Origin of the sequence: Azotobacter salinestris (assembly GCF_009363155.1) — a bacterium.
In the GTDB taxonomy this organism is placed as follows: domain Bacteria; phylum Pseudomonadota; class Gammaproteobacteria; order Pseudomonadales; family Pseudomonadaceae; genus Azotobacter; species Azotobacter salinestris.
Genome location: NZ_CP045302.1, coordinates 2556948 through 2578278 on the forward strand (window position 1 = coordinate 2556948; position 21331 = coordinate 2578278).

The window sequence follows — 21331 nt, forward strand, 5'->3', positions numbered from 1 at the left end:
CGGTTACCAGATCTCGGCAGGGGTGAGCTTGTCCGCGTAGGGCTCGCCGCCCAGCAGATGCTGCTCGACGATGGTCGCGGCGTCGGCGGGCTCCACCCAGCTGTACATGACCGCCCCGGGGTAGATCAGCACGTTGGCGCCGGCCTGGCACGGGCCGAGGCAGCCGGTGGTGGTCAGGGCGATGCGATTGGTCAGGTTCTTCTGGATCAGCACCTGGGCGAAGGCGTTGTAGACGCCTTCGGCACCCTTGGCGCCGCAGCTGCCGCGCGGATGGCCGGCGGGACGGTTCTGACCGCAGATGAAGATGTGGAACTCAGGCTTGGCCATGATGCTGTCTCCTCAAGCCGCCGCGGCTTCGTGGGTGTGGCACTGCTTGGGGCAGACCTTGGCGCACGAGGTGCAGCCGATGCAGTCCTGGCCATCCTTGACGGCCATGACCATCATTTCATCGTCGTCGTCATGGTCGTCGTCGGCTTCCATGACGTCGGCGCGGTCGACCAGTTCGAACACGTCGCGCGGACAGACCTTGTAGCAGCGGCCGCAGCCGATGCAGGTCTGCGGATTCACTGCGCTAATAAACTGCGGAACCCACTCGGCGCCGCCACGGGTACGCCCGGTAATCATAGCCATCTACTTTCTCCTGCCCGCCCCTTCACGGTGGCGGAGGCCAAACGGTTGTCGAAATCGATAAACGATAAAGGCGGTTCGAAGCCCGCTCTCAGGTTGTGTTCGTTGCTGCCCGACTGGATCGGACACCGCCCGGCTTCGTGGGCATGGGCGGCAGCTGCCCGCCGCCAGGGACGGGCTGCAGGGGTTCGGGCCGACAAGGCCCTGGTGTAGAGGAGCCGGGCCTCGTGAGCCCGGGTCCGGGCACGCCGCGCGGACGTGCCGTTCTGCGGCGAAAGCCGCCGCCCGGCTAGGCGGCGCCGGTCGCGTCGAGACGCGCCTTGGCTTCGGCCCACTCGACACAGGCCTGGTGCGCCTGGCGGGCCAGCTCCGGCAGCGAGTCGTAATCATTGAACAGGCGATCCTCGACCAGGTCGTGGATCTGCGAAGCCCACTCGGTCGCGATGCGCTTCTTCTGGCTGACCTCTTTCTTCAAGGCCTTGATGTCTTCTTCGGTCATCGGTGTCCTCTCGAATCAAAGCTCGGCGACGGTACGGTGCTCGTTGACCAGCGCGGTCGCCTTGCCCAGCTGCTTGTTGGCCTCGATGACCAGCGCCTCGAGGGAGTCGAACCCGAAGCGGTGAACGTCACGCAGAACCTTGTCCAGGGCAACCAGCTTGCCGACCAGGATCAGGGCGCGGCCGAAACCTTCGTGGGTGATGTTGATCACCGGCACGGCGAGCAGCCCGGTCTCGCGCTCGATCATCTGGGCAAGGGCGTTGTAGTAGGCCTTGACCCGGGAAATGGTGGTCTCGTCCGGATCGCCGACCACCGGGATGGCCTTGCGGCGCGCCTTGGTCAGCACCAGCGGATCGAGCACGCGGGCATCGCTCCAGGTGTCGTAGGTGCCATAGCTGTCCATGGAGCGCAGCTGGATCACCATCTGGCGGATAAGAGGATCTTGCAGGAACTTGTCGTCTTCCTGCACCACGGGTTCTTGTTGGTCTTCGTAGTACATGTACGCTTCCTCGCTGAAAAAATGATCGGACCTACTCGTCCCAGCCTTCGGCGGCCATGGCGTCGAAGCGGTTCATATCGGAGCCACGGGTGCGCTGGATGGCCTTGGCCAGCCAGACCGACGGGCCTTCGCGCAGCTCGGCCTGGAGAGCCTCGACGAGTTCGGCGATGCGTGCGCCTTCGCTCACCTTGACCGGCTGCACGCCAATCGACATCAGCTGGCGCACCGCCGAGGCGCCGCAGGCACAGCAGTACACGGCGACGCAGCCGTCGAGCAGCTCGATCTTGCGGACCAGCTTGTCCTCGTTGCCGTCCTGCTCCAGCTCGCCGAACTCGACGACCGAGAGCAGTTGGGAGCGCTCGGGATTGACCCCGTAGATGGCGAAGGAACGTGAAGAGCCGAAATGCTGGTCGATCAGCTCGCGATCGGACGAGGCGAAGGCGACCTTCAGCAGAGTGCCGTCGTCCTCGCTATCCAGTACCTGCAATTGTCGGGTCGGGCTGGACATTGCTCAGTGTCTCCATTGAGGCTGTTCGTTTGCGGGTTTCTGCGCATAGATCGAGTGATGGGGCTGAATACCCTGATGGTGCTCGACCAGCAGGTTGGCCATGTCGAACAGGGCCTGGGTGGTGCCGCGATAGCCGCACCAGCAACGCTGGAAACCGCCGATCAGGTCGTACTGCGGGAAGCCGACGCGCAGCAGCGGCACGCCCAGACGCTTGGCCGGCTGCAGCGCATGGCTGTTGCCCAGCACCAGCTCGGCACCCTCGGCGCGTGCGCTGTTTTCCAGGTCTTCCAGATCACCGATCTGGATGGTGGCCAGCGGCGAGTCTTCCAGCGCCGGGGCACGAGCCGGCACCACCGCAGTCACGGTGCGCGAGCCGACGCTGCGCAGCAGGCGGTCGTAGGCCAGCAGCAGGTCGGGGTCTGCGGCGATGGCCACCCGGCTGTCACCCAGCATGAAATGGGTATCCAGCATGGCGTCCTGCAGCTGCTGACGCTGGCGCTGCAGACGCGGCGGCACCGGGTTGCCGCTCAGGTCCGACAGAGTGATCAGCCACTGGTCCACGGCTTCCAGACCCATCAGCAGGCCGAAGCGGTGATCCGGCACCCCGGTGCGCTCCTTCAGCAGGTCGGCGGCCGGGAACAGGCTCTCGCCCACCACCAGGGTGGCGATACTCTGGTTGCAGCTCTTCAGCTCGTCCACGGTCAGGCCGCCAGTGGTCAGCGAGTTGAGGCGCGACTCTTCCAGGTGGCCGTCCAGCGAGCCGGACAGGTCCGGGATCAACACCGGACGCAGGCCGAAGCCCTCGATGCTCTCGCTGATGAACTCCAGGTCGCCGGGAGTCAGGCTGGAGGAGCACAGCACGTTGACCTGGCGCTGACGCTGGCCGACCTTGCTGCGGTCTTCCGGCACCAGGGTGTCGATGATCGCCGTCACCGTGAGGGCATAGCCACTCTCGAAGCTGCCGGAGAAGTCCGGGGTGTTGACGGTCACCACCGGCACGTTGTCGAACTGCGGGAACTTGCTGCGGAACTCGTGCAGCGCCGAGTGCAGGTCACAGCCCTGGGTTTCCGACAGGCCGGTGGTGACCAGGCCGATCAGGCCGGGCTTGTTCTTTTCGCTGATGACCTTCAGCGCTTCGACGATGTTGTCGTCGGCGCCCATGATCGAGGTCACCTGATCCATCGCGGTGGTCTGCAGCGGGATCGGCTCACGGAAGTGACGGACGAAGAACACCTTGGCAAAGGCGGTGCAGCCCTGGGAACCATGCATGACAGGCATGCTGCGTGCCATGCCGAGGATGGCAAGCACGCCACCCATGGTCTGGCTGGCCTTCAGCGGACTGACGGCCAGCGCCTTCTTGCGATTGATGATCTCGGCCATGTCTCTCTCCTCAGGCGCCGGTCTTCGCCGGATGCGGGTAACCGTTGCTGTCCCACGGTGCCGGGCTGCGGGTAGCCTCCCAGACCGGGCTCTCGATGGTCAGGCACAGCTGACGCACCAGTTCGATCATGCCGTCGTAGCCGGCATAGCCGAACTCACGCTCCTGGTTGATGTCGAGGAAGGGCACGCGACCCTTGAGCGAGGTGTACAGGTTGCGGCCGCCGGCAATCAGGATGTCGGCCTTGTAGTCCTCGACGGTCTGCAGCAGGATCTTCGGGCTGCCCTCGTCCAGCATGCGGACGTCATCGCCCATCAGCTCGCGGATGCGCGCCTTGTCTTCCTCGGTGGACTTGCGGGTGCCGGTGGCCACCACCTTCATGCCCAGATCCTGCAGGGCGGAGATCACCGACCAGGATTTCACGCCGCCGGTGTACAGCAGCACGCGCTTGCCGCTCAGGCGCTCGCGCCACGGCTCCAGCGCGGCACGCACCTTGGCCTCTTCGCGCGCGATCAGCGCTTCGGTGCGGGCGATCAGGTCTTCGTCACCGATCAGGCGGGCGAAGTCGCGCAGGGCCTGGGAGGTGTCGGTGATACCGTAGAAGCTGCCCTCGAACCACGGAGTGCCGTAGCGCTCCTGCAGCTTGCGGGCGACGTTGAGCATGGCCTTGGAGCAGACCATCATGTTCACTTCGGCGCGGTGCATGGTCTGCACCTCGCGGTAGCGTGCATCGCCGGCCAGGGTGCAGAGCACGCGGATGCCCAGCTCATCGAGCAGCGGCAACACGTGCCAGAACTCGCCGGCGATGTTGTATTCGCCGATCAGATTGACGTCGTGCACCTTGATGCCGGGGCGCTCGCAGCCCTCCGGCAGCGGATCGGGCTCGCGGGTGCCGATCACGTGCTTGAGCATGGCCTCGCCGGCGATGCGGTTGCCGAGGTTCTTGGTGCCATAGAAGCCGGCACAGTCCACCGGAACCACCGGGGTGCTGAAACGCTCGGCAGCGGCCTTGCACACCGCGTCGAGGTCGTCGCCGATCAGCGCCGGTACGCAGGTGTTGTAGACGAACACCGCCGGTGGCGCGTAGGTCTCCACGGCCTGCCGGATCGAATGGAACAGGCGCTTCTCCGCACGCCCCATGATCACGTCGTTCTCGGTGAGATCGGTGGTCATGCCGATGCGGTACAGGTCCGGCCCGCTGGAGCGGGTGCCGCGATTGTCCCAGGAGCTGCCGGCACAGGCGATCGGGCCGTGCACGATATGCGCGACATCCACGATCGGCAGCAGAGCGATCTGCGCACCGTCAAAGGCACAGCCACCGGCAGTGGCGCCGGGCTTGGGCTTGGAACAGCCGGACTTTTCCTTCTTGTTGTGCTCGCATGCAGGCTCGTCGAGCAGCTCGGCAATGTCCTTGGCTTTCATCGCTTACCCCTCTGGTCGTTGATGCAGCGTGTGCAATGGATCACTGCAATGCCTGTACCACAACGCAATGCATTGATTTTAAAGGGCTTGCTATGAAAAACCTTTGTCACAAACGCGCCTTCCTGTCGGGTTTGCAACAAGCGGAGGGCGCGCAACGGGCATTCCCGCCAACGCCGGGCGGAAGACGACAAGAAGGGAGGGCGAGCCGGCACGGGGGCGGCCGGCGAACCGCCCCGCCCGCCAGGGACGGGGCGACAGCGGGGATCAGGCGGTGCCGAGCCGCTCGGTGATCGCCAGGCGAACTTCCGGATCGGCCTCTTCGAGCTTGTGCAGCGCCTCCAGCGGCGCGTGCTCCACGGCGGCCAGGCGCACCGTCCAGTCCGGGTCGTGGAGCAGCTCGAGCAGGTCGTCGCCGCGCAGGCGCGAGGCGATGATGCGCCGGACCTCGGGCTCCGGGTCCTGACTCATGAGCCCCAGACTTTCCTCGGGCAGACGCTTGGCCACCAGCTTGCGCACCTGGCGGTCCTCGTCGCGCATGAAGCGGAACAGGCGGCCCTGGGGGATGCGCTGAACCACGTAGGCACGCACCAGGTAGTCCTTGTCGGCGGCCATCCGCTCCAGCTGCTCCAGCGGCAGGCGGTCGGCCACGGTGATGCGCACTTCGCGGTCCTCGTCGTGCATCAGCGCCCCCAACTGCTCGCGGGGCAGGCGGTAGGCGACGGCACGGCGAACCACCTCGTCGCTGTCGCGGATCAGCGGGGTCAGTGCCTCCACCGGCGAATAGCGTACGGCGATGGCGCGACGCTCCCAGAAGGAGTCGGCCAGATACTGCACGGCCAGATGCGGATTGTTGCGGAAGAAGCGGTCGATCTGCCGCCCGCTGTCCACCGCCACGCAGGCATCACCCGGCGTGCAGCGGCCGGTCAGCAGCAGATTCATGCGAAAACTGCAGGCCCGGCAGTCGCCGATGGGGGTGATGTCGCCTTGATCGTCAGCCATGCCTCACCTCAATCCTCGATGATTTCCGCCAGGACGATGCCGGAGGCGGAGTCCAGATCGTTGCTCAGCACCGAGCAGTGGTCGCTGGAGTTGACCAGGTAGACGTTGAAACCCGGGCGCTCGGCGACCGGCTTGGCGTTGACCACGATGTCGTCGTCCATGCAGCAGGTGAAGTGCACACCCGGATGGGCAGCGCGCAAGCTGGCGAGCAGGCTTTCGCCCAGCCCCCCCTGTTCGGCCTGGCGGATGACATCGTCGAGAAGTGTTTGGCTGATCATGGCTATGTCCTCATCCGGAGCAGTTACTGGGTGAAACGTACGCGCTGGTCGGGCCCGGCGCCCATGGCCTTGGCCAGCCAGGGAGGCGGCGCGGTGGCCAGCACCCGCTGCAGCTCCTCGACGATCTCGCGGGCCGGCCGGGCACGGGCCAGACGCACCGGATGGATGCCGGCACGCACCACCTTGGCCGCCGCCGGACCGCCGATGCTCAGGGTGTAGAGCAGCTGGCAGTCGGCGAGCAATTCTGCCCGGCGCGCATGACGGTCTTCATCGTCGCGGCCGGGACCGGGCTCGCGCAGATCGACCAGGCGAGTCTCGCGGGGCGAAATCTGGTAGATGAGAAAGCGCGCGCAGTTGCTGAAGATGCCGTCCAGGCGCTCGCCGCTGTCGGAGGCGCAGGCGATACGCACCGAGTAGGGGAATTCGCCCTCGCGATAGGGCTCGGGGATCGGCAGGGGATCTTCCGGCATGCGTACGCCGCGGCCCTTGAGCAGGCCGAGCGCGCTGTGCAGCTGACGATCGGTCAGCGTCAGCGGCGCCCCGCTCCCGCACGCCTCGAGCAGACGGGCACGCAGGCGGGAAGCACGCAGTTTGCGCAGACGCGCTTCCGTGATGGGTTCGCCAACGGCGGCAATCAGGGCGCGCAGCAGGTGGGCGGTGTCCACCCCCTTGAGCGAGCGTGCCGCCAGGGCAATGCGCAGGGCCAGATGGGCCGGCAGGGGGGCCTGGCCGTACGGCGGTTGCGCACTCATGGAATCAGGCCTCGCCGGCTCGCTTGGCGCGCACGGTGATCGGCAGCTTGGGTTGCGGGATCGGCTCGATGTAGTAGCTCGAACCGTCGCCAAGCGTGACTTCGCCGCCCCATTGCTCGGGACTGTCATGCTCCAGGGACACCACGATTTCTTCCTGGTCTTTCTTGGCGATATAGAAGGTCAGTTGACCTGCGTCGTTGCGGCGGATCATGACACTGGGCATGGGCTTGCTCCTTAGACAGATTTGGCGGTTGCCGCAGGCCGAGGATACTGAAGACCCACCACCTGCAGCCGCCGCCAAGGAAGTACCGGAGCGGCGCATGCCGCTCCGGCCAGGACCACTGAACTACGACTTAGCGAACCAGGTCGTGGTTGTAGTCGGTGGCCTGCATACCGCGGGTTTCCTCGTCCAGACGATCCAGGATCGAGTTCACCAGGGTGGTCAGGATCTGCATGGCGCCTTCGTAGCCCATGGTGGTCTGACGGTGCAGGTGGTGACGGTCGAAGATCGGGAAGCCGATACGGATCAGCGGAACTTCGAACTCTTTGCCCTTGTGCAGGGTGTCGCGCTGGATGAACTTGCCGTAGCTGTTGCCGATCATGAAGTCAGGCTTGTCGGTGAAGACCAGCGAGCGCAGGTGCCACAGGTCCTTTCCGACGTAGACGGTGGCGTTCTTGCCGTAGGGCGAAGCTTCGAGGATGGCGTCGACCGCCTTCTTCCAGCGCTTGCTGCCGTTGTTGCACAGGATGTGCACCGGCTCGCAGCCCAGTTCCAGCAGGAACTTGACCATGCCCATGACGAAGTCCGGGTCACCCCACAGGGCGAAACGCTTGCCGTGCAGCCAGGTGTGGGAGTCGGTCATCATGTCGACCAGACGGCCACGCTCCTTGGTCAGGCTTGCCGGAATCGGCTGGCCGCTGATTTCGCTGACTTTCATCAGGAATTCGTCGGTCCAGTCCAGACCCATCGGGATGTTCAGCTTCGGAACTTCGTGCTTCCAGGTGCCTTCGACCAGTTTCTTGGTCTTCTCCAACTGCCAGGGTTGCAGCAGAACGGTGCTGAGAGCGTTCGGCGCGTCCTTCATCTCTTCCTGGGTGGTGCCGCCCGCGTACATGCGGAACTGACCGTCAGCCGGGGTATCCAGCACTTCTTCCGGATCGGAGAGCAGGCTGTAGCCCACGCCCATTTCCGAGAGCATGCGCTTGATCACGCGGAAGTTGCCCAGGTAGGTTTCGAAGCCGGGGACGATGTTGAGCTTGCCGTTGCTGCCAACCACCTTGTCGTCCATGGACTTCACGGTGAAGTAGCGAGCAATGCCTTCGAACATGTTGTCCCAGCCGGTCACGTGGCTGCCCACGAAGCTCGGGGTGTGAGCGAACGGCACCGGGTACTCGTCAGGAATGAAACCTTCCTTCTTCGAGTTGTTGATGAAGGCGTTGAGGTCGTCACCGATGACCTCGGCCATGCAGGTGGTGGACACTGCGATCATGTCGGGCTTGTAGGTAGCCTTACAGTTCTGCAGACCGTCCTTCATGTTCTGCTGGCCGCCGAACACCGCCGCGTCTTCGGTCATGGAGTCGGAAACGCAGGAAACCGGCTCGCGGAAGTGACGGTTGAAGTAGGAGCGGAAATAGGCCACGCAACCCTGGGAACCGTGCACGTAGGGCATGGTCTTCTCGAAGCCCAGTGCGCACAGGACAGCGCCCAGCGGCTGGCAAGCCTTGGCCGGGTTGATGGTCAGCGCTTCACGCTGGAAGTTCAGTTCCTTGTATTCTTCAGTGGTGGTCCACTGGAATACTTCGTCGATCTTCTCTTGCGGATGCTTTTCCTCGAAGCCGTCGCGCTTCTTGGCAAGCATGTCCTTGTAATCTTCGTCGAGGAACAGCGGGTAGCTGGCTTTGATGTTATCGACTTGCTGGCTCATGACTCTCTCCTACGCCCCACTCATCTGTGGACGGCGATAGCGGATGTCGGCTGCGGGCGGGCGGCCCTCCCACAGCGGACGTTGCGTACGATTGCGGACTATCAGGCGCTGGCGGCGACTTTCTCGGCAGCTTCGGAAGCTTCCCAAGGAGCCTGCAGCTTCTTCCAGCACGGATTGTTCAGGGTCATGTCCATGTCACGGGCGAAGATGGCGAAGCCGTCGAAGCCGTGGTACGGGCCGGAATAATCCCAGGAGTGCATCTGACGGAAGGGGATGCCCATCTTCTGGAAGATGAACTTTTCCTTGATGCCGGAGCCAATCAGATCGGGCTTGATCTTCTTGACGAATTCTTCGAATTCATAGCCGGTCACGTCATCGTACAGCAGGGTGGAGTCACCCATTTCCTTGATGGTACGGTCGTAGTCGTCGTTGTGAGCGAACTCGTAGCCGGTACCCACCACTTCCATGCCCAGATCTTCGTAGGCGCCGATCACGTGACGCGGACGCAGGCCACCGATGTAGAGCATGACGCGCTTGCCTTCCAGGCGCGGACGGTACTTGGCGACCACCGCTTCCCACTCAGGCTTGTACTTGGCGATGACTTCTTCGCACTTCTTCTGGATGCTCTCGTCGAACTTGGCGGCGATGGCACGCAGCGACTCGATGGTCTTGGTCGGGCCGAAGAAGTTGTACTCCATCCATGGGATACCGTACTTCTCTTCCATGTGACGGGAGATGTAGTTCATCGAGCGGTAGCAGTGAACCAGGTTCAGCTTGACCTTCGGGGTCAGCTCGATTTCGGCGATGGAGCCGTCGCCGGACCACTGGGCGACGCAACGCAGGCCCATTTCTTCCAGCAGGATGCGCGAGGACCAGGCGTCACCACCGATGTTGTAGTCACCGATGATGGCTACGTCGTACGGAGTGGTTTCGAAGCTGTTGTCGTCGTCGCGGTTGCCCAGGACCCAGTCACGGACTGCGTCGTTGGCGATGTGGTGACCCAGGGACTGGGAAACGCCGCGGAAGCCTTCGCAACGCACCGGAACCACGGTGGTGTTGTGCTCGGCGCCCTTCACCTTGGACACGGATTCGATGTCGTCGCCGATCAGGCCGATCGGGCACTCGGACTGAATGGAGATGCCCTTGTTCAGCGGGAACAGGGTTTCCACTTCGTCGATCAGCTTGGCGAGCTTCTTGTCGCCGCCGAACACGATGTCCTTCTCCTGGAAGTCCGAGGTGAAGTTCATGGTGACGAAAGCGTTCACACCGGTGGTGCCGATGTAGTAGTTACGACGGCCGGCACGCGAATACTGGCCGCAACCCACCGGGCCGTGGGAAATGTGGATCATGTCCTTGATCGGACCCCAGACCACGCCCTTGGAGCCGGCGTAGGCACAGCCACGGATGGTCATCAGACCGGGCTGGGACTTCTTGTTGGAAGTGATGCACTTCTTCGACTGGGTCACCGACTGGTCGTTGACGGCCAGGTGCTTGGCGCGGTCTTTACGGGCTTTCTCGGGGTAAACTTCCAGGACTTCCTGGATGAGGGATTCGACCTCTTCGCGCGACATACCGGTCATGGGTATGACTCCTCATTGCTTTGCGTTCATTTGCGGGTAACGGATGGGCCGCACTGCGCACTGCGCAGTGCGCAGTGCGACGCTCCGGCAGGGCCCATCTGCCCTGCCCCGTCCTACTGAAGCGGAGCTATCACTCTTCGGCAGCGGCCTTGCCGACGATGGACTCGTCTTCTTCTTCCATAACGCCGAATTCCATCAGCAGAGCTTCGAGCTCGTCCATGGTGATCGGGTTCGGGATGACCAGCATCTTGTTGTCGACAACCTTGCGAGCCAGGGTGCGGTACTCGTCGGCTTGCTTGGCGGCCGGATCGTATTCGATCACGGTCATACGACGGATTTCGGCGCGCTGTACAACGTTGTCGCGCGGTACGAAGTGGATCATCTGGGTGCCCAGCTTGGCAGCCAGGGCGATGATCAGCTCGTCTTCGCGGTCGGTGTTACGGCTGTTGCAGATCAGGCCGCCCAGACGCACGCTACCGGAGTTGGCGTACTTCACGATGCCCTTGGAGATGTTGTTGGCGGCGTACATGGCCATCATCTCGCCGGAGCAAACGATGTAGATTTCCTGAGCCTTGTTTTCGCGGATCGGCATGGCGAAGCCACCGCACACCACGTCGCCCAGTACGTCGTAGAATACGAAGTCCAGGTCGTCTTCGTAGGCGCCTTCCTCTTCCAGGAAGTTGATCGCGGTGATAACACCACGGCCAGCGCAACCAACGCCCGGCTCCGGACCACCGGACTCAACGCACTTGACGCCGCCGTAGCCGACCTTCAGCACGTCTTCCAGCTCCAGATCTTCCACGGTGCCGGCTTCGGCAGCCATTTCCATGATGGTGTTCTGGGCCTTGGAGTGCAGGATCAGGCGAGTGGAGTCAGCTTTCGGGTCACAACCAACGATCATGACCTTCTTGCCCATCTCGGCCAGGGCCGCCACGAGGTTCTGAGTGGTGGTGGATTTACCGATACCGCCCTTGCCGTAGATGGCGCATTGACGCATAGCCATAGTTAAGTTCCTCAGGTTGCATTTCCACTTGAAAGTTCGGCTTGTCAGCCTGAACAAGTCCGCGCCCTGATCACAATGCAGTGTCTGTGCCAGCACCCACCAGAAAACAATAAATAGTTGATTTTTAATGATAAATTTCTTGGAGGCAGGCCTGCCAGGCGGTTTGATACATAACAATCCCCCTACAATCCCCCTACTCCGACTGTTGTAATTGCTACAACCGAACAATGTCCCGACACCCGACCACCCGCCCCTACCTCCCCCCACCCGGTGCCTGTGACAAAACCGACAATTGTCGCGAAGCTGCGCCCCATCCTGGCCCACGGACACGACAAGCCCCCCTGCAATGCGCAGTAAATTCCTTATTTTTCATGTATTTAGATCGAAAAGATGATTAGGCGCGGATATTGCAAAGGCTTATCGATTCTTGCCCTTCCCTCAGCAGGAGAGTCCAGTGACCGACAGCTTATTAAAGGAAATCTTCGCCCAGCTCGGCTCGGGCGACATCGTTCCCTACCTGGGCCCGGGCGTCCTGCGTGGAGTCGTTGATTGCAACACGGGCAAGCCGATTCCCGCCGACAGCGACAGCCTGATCCTCGCTATGACCGGCGGTCAGCCGATGTCGCCACGTCTCATGTATGAGTTTCCCCGGGCCGCCATGCACCTGGAGAACAAGAAGGGCCGCAGCTTCATCGAGCGCTTTCTGACCCAGGTCTACGGCGGCAACAACTGGACCCCGTCCCCGGTCCACCAGTGGCTGGCCAGCCTCGATCTGCCCTATATCATCGACTGCAACCGCGACACCCAGCTGCAGCGCTGCTATATCGATGCCGGGCGCAAACATACCCTGGTAGTCGGCGCCGCGCGCATCGCCGCGACGCCCTACCGCTTCGACCTGTACCAGTTCGAGGACGGCAAGTACCGCAAGGTCGCGCTGGAAGAGGTCGACACCGCCCTGCCGGTGCTGTTCAAGCCGCTCGGCACGCCGCTGCCCAAGCCGGGCTACGTGGCCTCGGATGCCGACTTCGTCGACTACATCACCGAGCTGATGGGCGGCTTCGCCATTCCCGACTGGGTCAAGCTGTGCCGCAAGAACAAGCGCTACCTGTTCCTTGGCCAGCACTTCAACCGTGACACCGAGCGCATGGTGATGAGCGATCTGATCTACGATGCCGCCGAGCCGGCCGGCTGGGTCCTGATCGATCAGCCAAGCGACAAAGAACGCAAGGTCTGCGAGCGCAAGAACCTGCAACTGATCGAGGCCGACTGGAGCAGTCTCCTCGCCCTCGCCAACCCCAGTGCCACGGAAGTGGCCTGACCTCTCTTCCTTCATCTAGACGAGAAGCCAACCATGCTGTTGAAAAGCTACGAAGACCAATCCCTGCTGTGCAACCTCAGCGTCAAGGGCGCAACCACCGAAGCCGGCGTCGAAGCCTTCCGTGGCGACCTGGTCGTGATCGAAGGCGAAATCGCCGACGACGCCGGCCGCCGCCTGCCGCCGAAAGCCGTGCTGAAGCAAGCCGGCCTGCTGTTCAAGAACGACAAGCTGAGCATGGTTTCCGGTGGCCTGGATCAACTGGCCCACATCCAGCCCTTCTTCGACCGCTACAAGGGCGACCTGGCTGCCGACGTACAAGTGATCTTCTACGTGGGCAACCTGAGCAAGCCGGTTTACACCGAGCTCGACGGCGTCAAGATGATTCTTCAGCCGCACGAAGAAGGCGCCATCTGGAACACCATGATGGACGACCTGCGCCTGGACAAAGAAGACTTCAAAGGCCAGAGCGCCGAAGACAAGGTCATCACCATGGCCCAGGGCCTGGCCGACTACAAGCCGAAGTACGAGACCGCCGCCTTCGCCGACGCCCTCGGCTTCGTCTCCACCGTCGTGCGTGAGCACCGCGGTCCGGTTTAATCGACTGCTCGATCTTCCCCTTTCTTTGGCAAGGATGCTCCACTAGGCCTTGTTCGCCACTCCCCCTTCCCGCAGGGGGAGTTTTCTTTTCGGGCCCCGCCTTTTCCCGCCGGCCGCTTCGGCAACGGGACGATCGCCCGCCCTCCCCTCAAGCCATGCGCCGCAGCCGGGTGAAGGCTCCCAGCTCCCACTCGCGCAGCGCCAGCAGCATTCCCGTGCCATGCCGCTTCGCCAGGGGCGCGACCAGACTCTCCTCGTGCAGTTCGGCAAAGCGCCGGCGCAGCGTGCGGATCTCCGCCTGCAGCTTGGCCAGCGCCGACTCGGTGAGCATGCCGTGGGAAAAGGCCATGACCTCGTCCGTGCCGGCGAAATCGCCATGCAGGAAATCCCCCAACCCCTGGCGGCGGAAGAAGCTGCGGATCGGCCCGCCGGGCAGCCAGTCGAAATCCCGCGCGATGTTGAGGCGGACGCGATTGCCCGGCAGCAGATCGAGCAGGCGCAGACGGTCCAGCCGCGCCAGGCGCCGGATGCACTCCGCCTCGCTGAGCCGGTAGACCTCGAGGATCTCGCCGACCGTCCATTGGTTCAGCACGCAGACGGCCACCAGCAGCAGCTTCTCGTCGGAGACCAGCTCGCGCTCCTGGCTTTCGCTCAGGGTGTGCAGGCGCATTCCGCTCAGCGCCGCCTCCTGGGCCAGCTCGGCGAGACTGAAGCCGAGCAGATGGCTGATCTCGAGCAACCGGTCGAGACTGAAACGTCGGGTTGCGAACATGCGCTTGACGCTCGCCTCGGACAGGCCGAGGCGCGTGCCCAGCTCGCGATAGGTGATGCCCTGGGCTTTCAGGCGCTGCTTGAGGGTGCCAATCAGGCGGTCGAGTTCACTCATCGGACAAAGGTATCGTTTTTCGCTACTTACCCGCTAATTGTGCACGACTTTTTCCGACAAGGTTTCGCTTCAATCCACGAGTCGCCATGCTGGCGACTCCCCCATGCCAGAGATCGATCATGCTCAAGTCCTTTCTGCGCCTGCTCCTCAAGACCCTGTTCCGGGTCGAACTCCAGGGCGACCGCAACGTCTTCGGCGATCCGCGCACGCTGATCGTCGCCAACCACGAATCCTTCCTCGACGGCCTGCTGCTCGGCGTGTTCCTGCCAGTGGACGCGGTGTTCGCAGTGCACACGCAGATCGCCGGCCATCCGCTGCTCCGTGTCCTGCTGCGCTTCGTGCCGCACCTCACGATCGACTCGAGCAGCCCGCTGGCGGTCAAACAGATCGTCAGGCTGGTGGAAAGCGGACAGCCGGTGGTGGTCTTCCCAGAAGGCCGGATCACCCGCACCGGTTCGCTGATGAAGATCTACGACGGCGCGGCCCTCGTCGCCGCCAAGACCGGCGCCACCGTCGTGCCGGTGCGCATCGAAGGCGCCGCACAAAGCTATTTCGGCCGCCTGGCCGGAGTCTTCCCGCGCAAGGCGTTTCCCAGGGTGCGCATCTCGATTCGCCCGCCACAGCGCATTCCCATGCCCGACCTGCCCTCGGCACGACTGCGCCGCCGCCGTGCCGGCGAGCTGCTGCGCCACATCCTGCTCGACATGCTGGTCGCCACCCGCCCGCAGCGCACCCTGTACGAGGCCTTCCTCGACGCCAAGGCAACCTTCGGCACCCACTACCACCTGGTCGAAGACATCCGCCTGCAGGAGGAATCCTACGGTTCGCTGCTGAAGATGGCGCTGGCCCTCGCCCGCCTGACCTCGCGCCTGAGCGCGCCGGGCGAGACGGTCGGGGTGCTCGCCCCCAACGCCGCACCGACCCTCGGCCTGCTGCTCGGCCTGTCGCTCGGCCGGCGCATCCCCGCCCTGCTCAACTACACGGCCGGCCCCGAAGGGCTGCGCGCCGCCTGCATTGCCGCCGACATCAAGACCCTCTTCGCCTCGCGCACCTTCGTCGAGAAGGCGCATCTCGGCCCGCTGCTCGCCGCCGTGCCGGAGCTCCGCGTGCACTACCTGGAGGATCTGAAGGCCGATTTCGGCCTCACCGACCGGCTGTGGGTCCTCTGGCACCTGGCCTTTCCGCGTAGCGCCGCGCTGCCGCAGGCACCCGAGGATGCCGCCGTGGTGCTGTTCACCTCGGGCTCGGAAGGCAAGCCCAAGGGCGTGGTCCACTCCCACGCCGCATTGCTGGCCAATATCGCGCAGATCCGCGCGGTGGCCGACTTCACCCCGCAGGACAAGCTCATGATGGCCCTGCCGATGTTCCACGCCTTCGGCCTGACCTGCGGCGCGCTACTGCCGCTGGTCTCCGGCTGCCAAGTGTTCCTCTATCCCAACCCGCTGCACTACCGGGTCATCCCCGAGCTGGTCTACGACCGCAACTGCACCGTGCTGTTCGGCACCTCGACCTTTCTCGGCAACTACGCCAAGTTCGCCCATCCCTACGACTTCGGTCGGCTACGCTACGTGGTCGCCGGCGCCGAGCGGCTGGCCGAGAGCGTGCGCGAGCAGTGGCTCGACAAGTTCGGCATCCGCATCCTCGAGGGCTACGGCGTCACCGAGTGCGCCCCGGTGGTAGCGGTCAACGTGCCAATGGCCTGCCGAAACGGCAGCGTCGGCCAGCTGCTGCCCGGCATCGACTACGAACTGGAGCCGGTGCCCGGCATCGCCGAGGGTGGTGCCCTGCATCTGACAGGGCCGAACCTGCTCAAGGGCTACCTGCTGTTCGACCGGCCCGGGGTCATCCAGCCGCCGCCGGCGATCCGCCCCGGCTGGTATGCCACCGGCGACATCGCCAGCGTCGATGCCGACGGCTTCCTCTACATCCGCGGCCGCCTCAAGCGCTTCGCCAAGATCGCCGGCGAGATGATCTCGCTGGAGGCGGTGGAAAGCCTCGCTGCACACGCCGCCCCGGACTTCGCCCACGCCGCCGCGACCCGCAGCGACACCAGCCGCGGCGAAGCGCTGGTACTCTTCACCACCGCCCCGGAACTCGGCCGCGAACGTCTGCTCGCCGCCGCCCGGGCGCTCGGCCTGCCGGAGCTGGCAGTGCCGCGGGTGATCCGCCGGGTCGATGCGCTGCCCCTGCTCGGCACCGGCAAGACCGACTACCAGAGCCTCAAGCGCATGGCCGAGGAGATTCCCGCATGAGTTCGCCCTTCGCCCTGCTCGGCGCCCGCCGCTTCGGACCGCTGTTCGTCACCCAGTTCCTCGGCGCCTTCAACGACAACCTGTTCAAGAACGCCCTGGTCGTGCTGCTGACCTTCCAGACCGCACAGTGGACCAGCCTGTCCCCCGGCCTGCTGGCCAACCTGGCGGCGGGCCTGTTCATCCTGCCGTTCTTCCTGTTCTCGGCGAGCGCCGGTCAACTGGCCGACAAATACGACAAGGCCCTGCTGGCGCGCCGGGTCAAGCTGCTGGAGATCGTCATCGTGCTGCTCGCCGGCGCCGGCTTCTGGCTGCACAGCCTGGAAATCCTGCTGGCCAGCCTGTTCCTCCTCGGCCTGCAGTCGACCCTGTTCGGCCCGGTGAAATACGCCATCCTGCCGCAGCACCTGGGCGAGGCCGAGCTGGTCGCCGGCAACGCCCTGATCGAGGCCGGCACCTTCGTCGCCATCCTGATCGGCACCCTGTCCGGCGGCCTGCTCGCCGGCATCCAGGGTGGCACCCTGTGGATCACCGCCGGCTGCCTGCTCGTCGCCGTGCTCGGCTACCTCGGCAGCCGGCGCATCCCGGTGGCGGCCCCGCCGGAGCCCGGCCTGTGCCTCAACCCCAATCCGCTCGAGGAAACCCGGCGCAGCCTCGGCTTCGCCCGCGAAGACCGCAGTGTGTTTCTGGCGATCCTCGGCATCTCCTGGTTCTGGCTGTACGGCGCGCTGCTGCTCGCCCAGTTCCCGGCCTACACCAAGGACGTGCTCGGTGCCGGGGAAAGCGGCGTGACCCTGCTGCTCACCGTCTTCACCCTGGGGATCGGCAGCGGCTCGCTGCTCTGCGAGCGCCTCTCGAAGCGGCCTGGGGAGATCGGCCTGGTACAGCTGGGCGCCCTCGGCCTCAGCCTGTTCGGCCTCGACCTGGCCCTCGCCTCCCCGGCCGCGGTGCCGGACCTCGCGCGGGACCTCGCCACGCTGCTGGCGGCACCGGGCACCCTGCGCGTGCTCGCCGACCTGTTCGCCCTCGGCCTGTCCGGCGGCCTCTTCATCGTCCCGCTGTACACCCTGATGCAGCTGCGCTCGGCTGCTGCGCACCGGGCGCGGATCGTCGCCGCCAACAACATCCTCAACGCCCTGTTCATGGTGGCAGGCGCCCTCGCGGCAGCGGTTCTGCTGGCGGCGGGACTGTCCATCCCCGCGCTGTTCGGCGTTGCCGCGCTGGCCAACGCCGGCGTGGCGCTCTGCCTCATGCGCCTGCAACCAGAACGCCTGCGACGCCTCGCCACCCGACTGCCGCTCCTGGGCGGCCTGCTGCGGCGCGGTACGCCAGGCTCGACGACGACATCGGAAAAATCGGAGGAACATCCATGAAACCGACCATCCTGCGCCCCGATCCCGCTGCGGCCTTTCCGACCGCGGAGCGCTGCCGCATCCTCGAACTGTGCAACAGCGCCGACGATCCGGCGCTGTCCATCGCACTGGCCACGGTGGCGCCGGGCGAGACCACCCAGCTACACCGCCTGCATGGGGTGGACGAGCGCTATCTGATCCTCCACGGCCAGGGCCTCGTCACCCTCGGCGCCGAGCCGCCCGCGCCGGTCGGCCCCGGCGATCTGGTCGTCATCCCGGCGGGCGTGACGCAGAAGATCGCCAACACCGGCGATAGCGAACTGGCCTTCTACTGCCTCTGCACGCCATGCTTCACGCCTGAGTGTTATGAGACGTTGGGGGATTGAGCCTTAGTCCCTCTAACAGTGAGCCTTCGCAAGAAGCTCCGCCCACGCCCATACGTCTTTCCCTGGAACGTGCGTGCCCCCCATGGGTTCTTCCTCGGATTACCCGTTTCACGTGGAACAACCATGTCGCAGGGTTGCTCCGGCCGATAATGCAGGGATATTTCCTGGCCACGTTCTGGCGGGCAATGGGATGGGGAACAGGAAACCAGGGGCTGACAACCGCCGCCGACGGTCGGTCTACGATCCCGTCCTCATTGAGGATCGATCCGGCAACCCGCGAGGACGACTGGGCGAACACACCGGCATCCCACCGCTATCGGTCCGGCCGGCTCACTCATCCTCCGATATAGCCAGGTGGCACAGGCCGGTTTCGTCTTGCGTCAAGACGCCAGGCATCCGTGCATCGCCCATGGGGCCTTGGCAGTGCCAGGGCTCATAGCCCGTGTGATCGAGCCCCCCAAAAAGCAAGCCCCTCTGGGAAAGGAGGGCACCTCAACTCTGCTGACGGAGGTGGGCCACCAGGGCGCTGTCCATGGTCTTGGCGTGCAGGTCGAACCAGGCCGGCAGGCTGTCGTTCAGCCAGGCACGGGCCATCTGTGCGCGGCCGGCGGCGGCGCGCTGGCAGAGGCGGTCCATGTCGCCGAGGATGCGCTGGTGGTTGGCGCGGTGCTCGCCGAAGGCGGGGTAGCCGGAGGCCTGCATCTTCGCCTCCTCGTCGGCGAAGTGGCGGCTGGTGTGCTCGAACAGCGCCTTGAAGGCGTCGGCGAACTCCGGCCCCCTGGCGTTCGCGGCGGCCAGGCAGAGTTCGAGGAATTCGCGGTGGGTATGGTCGATCGCCTCGTCGCCCAGGGCGTAGCTGTCCTGGAAGCGCTCCAGCATTTCTTGGGGGGTGGGCATGGCGGATGGTCCTTCTGTGGCAGGGCGCACGAAGGATACGGCAAGCCTGCGATCGGCGGTACGACTTACCCGTTATCAAAAAGCCAGCGCCGACGGCCGCAGGCCATGCCTTGGCCGCCCCGACTCCCTCGGGAGGACAACCCGTTTTTCCGGCCTGCACCACAGCCAGCCCCTGTTGCACCCTTGTGCGCCCAAGGAAAACACATCGAAACAGAACCGGCCTTCGGCCACGGGAAAGACGGCCATCACCGAATACCATGGAGCATCGCCAGCAACCAGCCGCCATCCGTTGTAGCGTTGTATACAAAACAACATATCGTAACGACAGACCGAAGCATAGACGACAAGCCAACAGGCTGGGCCATCTATGAATAACTCATTGTTATTATTAATATTTATTTATAAGATCGGATACAGGCACATGCATTGCAAAAGCGCCGAACAGCAATGCGCAGAAGAATATAGAAAAGGGGATTCCGGCCCCGGCGGCCACTTCAGAAGACTTCATCCGCTTGCTGCATGGACTGTTTCAGATCGAGCGACCGGGCAACCAATTCCGAGTGCAGCGCTCGGGATGCATTTAGCTTGCCGCTAAGGCTGCATGCCGCCTTAGCACAAGTGACTCAGATCAAGGGAAGACATCATTTCGGGCGGAAGGCGCCGATCTCAATTTTCAAATCGACACACAAATGTCATGTTCCGCCGCCCGGCACGCCGCAGCCCCCCGGACCGGACCGGCTCATGGACAACATGCACTACACACCTGGAGAAAAGGAACTGATGAACAAGTCCACTCTGACTCTGGCCGTGACGGCAGCCATTCTGGGTCAGACCCTGTCGCAACAGGCGAGCGCTGCGGGCTTCTTCGAAGACAGCAAGGCTACGCTCAGCATGCGTAACTTTTATTACAACCAGGACATCCGCAACGAGGATCGCGCCGGTTCCGAGGAGTGGGGCCAGGGCTTCGTGCTCGACTATCAGTCCGGCTTCACCGAAGGCCCCGTCGGCTTCGGCCTCGATCTGCTGGGCTCCTACGGCTTGCGCCTGGATGCCGGCGGCGATGCCGACAAGTCGCTCACCGAGGTCGATCGCGTTCCGGGACAGGTCTTCCCGCTGGAGAGCAACGGCAAGGCCAAACGCGACTTCGGCCGGCTCGGCGTGACCGGCAAGATGCGCTTCTCCCAGACCCTGGTGCAGTACGGCACCCTGCGCCCGCGCCTGCCGGTGGTGATCGCCAACGACGGCCGCCTGCTGCCGCAGACCTACGAGGGCGGGCAGGTCACCGTCAACGAGCTGAAGGACTTCACCTTCATCGCCGGCAAGCTGGAGCACTCCACCGAGCGTAACTCCAGCAACAGCGACAGCCTGTCCATCGAGGGCTCGAACAACGCCAAGACCGGCCAGTTCAGCAACGAGTTCTACTACGGCGGCGTCGACTACAAGGTCAACAAGGACCTGTTGCTGCAGTACTACTACGGCAACCTGCGCGACTTCTACAAGCAGCACTTCCTCGGTCTGACCCACAACTGGGCGCTGCCGGTCGGCGCGCTGAAGACCGACCTGCGCTACTTCGACAGCGACTCCGACGGCGAGAACGCCAGCGCCTCCGGCCGTGCCGAGGGCTATCGCGCCAACGGCTACTGGGGCGCCGGAAGCTCCAATCGCTTTGAGGTGGACAACCGTGTTTGGAGCGCCATGTTCACCTACAGCCTGAGCGGCCACTCGCTGGGCGCCGGCTACCAGAAGATCACCGGCAACAGCGACTTCCCGCACCTCAACCAGGGCGCGGGCCGGGTGCTCTACCTGATCACCGATGCCCAGGTGCACAAGTTCCACAACGCCGGCGAGAACACCTGGGTGGTCAAGTACGCCTACGATTTCGCCAAGGTTGGCGTGCCGGGCCTGAAGGCCGGCCTGAACTACTTCAGCGGCGACGACATCGATGCCGACGGCAGCGACCGTCGCGAGTGGGAACGCGACTTCCGCCTCGACTACACCGTACAGGACGGCATGTTCAAAGGCCTCGGCCTCACCTGGATGAGCGCCATGTGGCGCGGCAACGACGTCAACCAGCGGGACGTGGACGAGAACCGCCTGATCGTCAACTACAGCATTCCGCTGCTCTGAGCCCTCCGCCGCTGAAATCGCAGGGACGCGATTTCGCCCGGACAGCCATC

The 21331-nt window shown here is 64.2% G+C and carries 22 protein-coding genes; 6 read left to right on the top strand and 16 right to left on the bottom strand.

Features of this window, described 5'->3' with window-relative positions; all coding sequences use genetic code 11:
- Positions 1–3: 3 nt before the first annotated feature.
- The 14 genes from GCU53_RS11995 to nifH form a co-directional block, all read right to left on the bottom strand.
- Positions 4–327 carry a 2Fe-2S ferredoxin gene (locus GCU53_RS11995; RefSeq protein WP_152387815.1) on the bottom strand — a complete coding sequence of 108 codons (324 nt, stop codon included), beginning with the start codon at positions 325–327 and terminating at the stop codon, positions 4–6.
- Between the two features lie 12 nt (positions 328–339).
- Positions 340–630: a ferredoxin III, nif-specific gene (gene fdxB, locus GCU53_RS12000; protein WP_152387816.1), complete on the bottom strand. Its 291-nt coding sequence runs from the start codon at positions 628–630 to the stop codon at positions 340–342.
- Between the two features lie 286 nt (positions 631–916).
- Positions 917–1126 (bottom strand): CCE_0567 family metalloprotein, encoded by a 210-nt coding sequence (locus tag GCU53_RS12005; RefSeq protein WP_152387817.1) that lies wholly within the window; start codon positions 1124–1126, stop codon positions 917–919.
- Positions 1127–1141: 15 nt separating this feature from the next.
- Positions 1142–1624, bottom strand: coding sequence for a NifX-associated nitrogen fixation protein (locus GCU53_RS12010; RefSeq protein ID WP_152387818.1), 483 nt, complete (start codon positions 1622–1624; stop codon positions 1142–1144).
- A 31-nt stretch (positions 1625–1655) separates the two neighbouring features.
- Positions 1656–2132 (bottom strand): NifB/NifX family molybdenum-iron cluster-binding protein, encoded by a 477-nt coding sequence (locus GCU53_RS12015; RefSeq protein WP_152387819.1) that lies wholly within the window; start codon positions 2130–2132, stop codon positions 1656–1658.
- 3 nt (positions 2133–2135) lie between these two features.
- Positions 2136–3512, bottom strand: a complete 1377-nt coding sequence (nifN, locus tag GCU53_RS12020) for a nitrogenase iron-molybdenum cofactor biosynthesis protein NifN (protein ID WP_152387820.1) — start codon at positions 3510–3512, stop codon at positions 2136–2138.
- A 10-nt stretch (positions 3513–3522) separates the two neighbouring features.
- The gene (gene nifE, locus GCU53_RS12025) at positions 3523–4932 is read right to left on the bottom strand and encodes a nitrogenase iron-molybdenum cofactor biosynthesis protein NifE (protein WP_152387821.1); all 1410 of its coding nucleotides are present in this window, start codon (positions 4930–4932) and stop codon (positions 3523–3525) included.
- Positions 4933–5196: 264 nt separating this feature from the next.
- A complete protein-coding gene (locus GCU53_RS12030) occupies positions 5197–5931 on the bottom strand; it encodes a 4Fe4S-binding leucine-rich repeat protein (RefSeq protein ID WP_152387822.1) in 735 nt (244 codons plus the stop codon).
- Between the two features lie 8 nt (positions 5932–5939).
- Entirely contained in the window at positions 5940–6209 is a 270-nt protein-coding gene (locus GCU53_RS12035; RefSeq protein WP_152387823.1) for a DUF6129 family protein, read from the bottom strand.
- A gap of 23 nt (positions 6210–6232) precedes the next feature.
- Positions 6233–6961 (bottom strand): dinitrogenase iron-molybdenum cofactor biosynthesis protein, encoded by a 729-nt coding sequence (locus GCU53_RS12040; protein ID WP_152387824.1) that lies wholly within the window; start codon positions 6959–6961, stop codon positions 6233–6235.
- 4 nt (positions 6962–6965) lie between these two features.
- Positions 6966–7184 carry a putative nitrogen fixation protein NifT gene (gene nifT / locus GCU53_RS12045; RefSeq protein WP_152387825.1) on the bottom strand — a complete coding sequence of 73 codons (219 nt, stop codon included), beginning with the start codon at positions 7182–7184 and terminating at the stop codon, positions 6966–6968.
- 130 nt (positions 7185–7314) lie between these two features.
- The gene (gene nifK / locus GCU53_RS12050; RefSeq protein ID WP_152387826.1) at positions 7315–8886 is read right to left on the bottom strand and encodes a nitrogenase molybdenum-iron protein subunit beta; all 1572 of its coding nucleotides are present in this window, start codon (positions 8884–8886) and stop codon (positions 7315–7317) included.
- A gap of 101 nt (positions 8887–8987) precedes the next feature.
- Positions 8988–10466 carry a nitrogenase molybdenum-iron protein alpha chain gene (nifD, locus tag GCU53_RS12055; protein ID WP_152387827.1) on the bottom strand — a complete coding sequence of 493 codons (1479 nt, stop codon included), beginning with the start codon at positions 10464–10466 and terminating at the stop codon, positions 8988–8990.
- Between the two features lie 130 nt (positions 10467–10596).
- Positions 10597–11469 carry a nitrogenase iron protein gene (gene nifH, locus GCU53_RS12060; protein ID WP_089166737.1) on the bottom strand — a complete coding sequence of 291 codons (873 nt, stop codon included), beginning with the start codon at positions 11467–11469 and terminating at the stop codon, positions 10597–10599.
- A 454-nt stretch (positions 11470–11923) separates the two neighbouring features.
- On the opposite strand from nifH, the gene GCU53_RS12065 reads away from it, so the two are divergent.
- Together GCU53_RS12065 and GCU53_RS12070 are read left to right on the top strand one after the other, a co-directional pair.
- Positions 11924–12787 (top strand): SIR2 family protein, encoded by an 864-nt coding sequence (locus GCU53_RS12065; RefSeq protein ID WP_152387828.1) that lies wholly within the window; start codon positions 11924–11926, stop codon positions 12785–12787.
- Positions 12788–12820: 33 nt separating this feature from the next.
- Complete coding sequence (locus GCU53_RS12070; protein ID WP_152387829.1) at positions 12821–13384, top strand: hypothetical protein; 564 nt, start codon at positions 12821–12823, stop codon at positions 13382–13384.
- A 148-nt stretch (positions 13385–13532) separates the two neighbouring features.
- Here GCU53_RS12070 and GCU53_RS12075 read toward each other — a convergent pair whose 3' ends face one another.
- Positions 13533–14270, bottom strand: a complete 738-nt coding sequence (locus tag GCU53_RS12075) for a helix-turn-helix domain-containing protein (RefSeq protein WP_152387830.1) — start codon at positions 14268–14270, stop codon at positions 13533–13535.
- A gap of 119 nt (positions 14271–14389) precedes the next feature.
- Here GCU53_RS12075 and aas point away from each other — a divergent pair, with 119 nt between their 5' ends.
- Genes aas through GCU53_RS12090 form a run of 3 tightly spaced genes read left to right on the top strand, consistent with a single transcriptional unit; the run spans position 14390 to position 18257 of the window.
- A complete protein-coding gene (gene aas, locus GCU53_RS12080) occupies positions 14390–16522 on the top strand; it encodes a bifunctional acyl-ACP--phospholipid O-acyltransferase/long-chain-fatty-acid--ACP ligase (RefSeq protein ID WP_152387831.1) in 2133 nt (710 codons plus the stop codon).
- On the top strand, positions 16519–17892 hold the full coding sequence (locus tag GCU53_RS12085) for an MFS transporter (protein ID WP_152387832.1): 1374 nt from the start codon (positions 16519–16521) through the stop codon (positions 17890–17892). The genes aas and GCU53_RS12085 overlap by 4 nt, the downstream gene beginning before the upstream one ends.
- Positions 17889–18257, top strand: a complete 369-nt coding sequence (locus GCU53_RS12090; protein WP_152387833.1) for a cupin domain-containing protein — start codon at positions 17889–17891, stop codon at positions 18255–18257. Before GCU53_RS12085 ends, GCU53_RS12090 begins: the two co-directional genes overlap by 4 nt.
- A 492-nt stretch (positions 18258–18749) precedes the next feature.
- Here the strand turns inward: GCU53_RS12090 and GCU53_RS12095 are convergent, their stop codons facing one another.
- The gene (locus tag GCU53_RS12095; protein ID WP_152387834.1) at positions 18750–19154 is read right to left on the bottom strand and encodes a bacteriohemerythrin; all 405 of its coding nucleotides are present in this window, start codon (positions 19152–19154) and stop codon (positions 18750–18752) included.
- Between the two features lie 780 nt (positions 19155–19934).
- On the opposite strand from GCU53_RS12095, the gene GCU53_RS12100 reads away from it, so the two are divergent.
- Positions 19935–21281: an OprD family porin gene (locus GCU53_RS12100; RefSeq protein ID WP_152387835.1), complete on the top strand. Its 1347-nt coding sequence runs from the start codon at positions 19935–19937 to the stop codon at positions 21279–21281.
- The last annotated feature ends 50 nt before the right edge of the window (positions 21282–21331 follow it).